General features: G+C 64.3%; 1 protein-coding gene. It reads left to right on the top strand.

The features are described from left to right. Positions 1-46: 46 nt before the first annotated feature. A partial coding sequence (locus AC1DYX_RS30905) for a M13 family metallopeptidase (protein WP_477266011.1) occupies positions 47-1,654 on the top strand: 1,608 nt, incomplete at its 3' end.

The raw sequence follows: 1,654 nt of genomic DNA, 5'->3' as shown, positions 1-1,654 counted from the left end.
GCACAGGGGTGCCCACCCTACTGGGATACTCTCTAAGGACTTCCTTGTGAAACGATACCTTCTCAGTACTCTGACCCTGTCCATGCTGGCCGCCTTCGCATCCGCGGGCGCCGTATCGACGGACCGCGCGGACAACGTCGCGCCGACTGCCATATCCATGGCCGCAGCGGCGGACCGTTCCGGCATCGACACGCAATACATCGACCCGAGCGTACGCGTACAGGACGATTTCTTCACTTACCTGAACGGCAAGTGGCTCAAGACGACCGAGATCCCATCGGACCGCTCGAGCTGGGGCACCTTCATGAAGCTGCGTGAGGACACCCAGCCGCAACTCCTCGGCATCATCGAAGCCGACCAGAAAGACCCGCACAGCAAGACCGGCAGCGACGCCCGGAAGATCGCCGACCTGTACACCAGCTTCATGGACGAGAAGAAGCTCGACACGCTGGGCTACAAGCCGCTGACGGGCGAACTGCAGCGCATCCGCACCCTGAAGGACAAGAAGGGCGTGCCGGACCTGATCGCGCACCTGTCGAAGATCGGCGTCGCGACGCCGTACGGCATCGGCGTGGCGCAGGATGCGAAAGCGTCGACGAAGTACGCCACCTACATCCGCCAGGGCGGTCTCGGCATGCCGGACCGCGACTATTACCTGAAGGTGGACGACGCGAAGATGGCCGCCACCASGGCCAAGTACGAACAGCACGTCGCGGCAATCCTGCAGCTGGCCGGCGACAAGGATGCGCAGGAGAAGGCCAGGGCCGTCGTCGCGTTCGAGACGGCGCTGGCGAAGGTGCAGTGGACGAAGGTCGAGCTGCGCGACCCGAACAAGAGCTACAACAGAATGGACGTGGCCCAGCTCACCGAACTGACGCCGGGCTACGACTGGAAGGCCGCGCTGGGCGCCGCCGGCGTGGGCAACAAGGCCGACTATGTGATCGTCGGCCAGCCGAGCTATCTGCAAGGCCTCGACCAGATCCTGGCGAACACCGACCTGGAGACCGTCAAGGCCTATTTCCAGTGGCAGCTGCTGCGCGAATACGCGCCTTACCTGTCGAAGGCCTTCGTCGACGCCGACTTCGACTTCTACGGCAAGACCCTGACGGGCACGGACGTCAACCGTCCGCGCTGGAAGCTGGGCGTGGCCGTCGTCGAAGGCGCGCTGGGCGAGGCGCTGGGCCGCGAATACGTGGCGAAGTACTTCCCGCCGGAGCGCAAGGCGCGCATGGAAGAACTCGTGAAGAACGTGCTCGCGGCGTACCGGGAATCGATCGACCAGCTCGACTGGATGGGACCGGAAACGAAGAAGGAAGCCCAGGCCAAGCTGGCCAGGTTCACGCCGAAGATCGGCTACCCGAACAAGTGGCGCGACTATGCGCGCCTGACGGTCAAAAGGGATGACCTGGTCGGCAACGTGATGCGCGCCGCCACGTTCGAGTACAACCGCAACATCGACAAGCTGGGCAAGCCGGTCGACCGCGAGGAGTGGGGCATGACGCCGCAGACGGTGAACGCCTACTACAACTCGCGCATGAACGAGATCGTGTTCCCGGCCGCGATCCTGCAGCCGCCGTTCTTCGACGCGAACGCGGACGATGCCGTCAACTACGGCGGCATCGGCGCCGTGATCGGCCACGAGATCGGCCACGGC

The sequence above is a fragment of the Massilia sp. P2_C2 genome (assembly GCF_056404615.1).
This window is presented reverse-complemented; position numbering and strand designations above follow the sequence as displayed.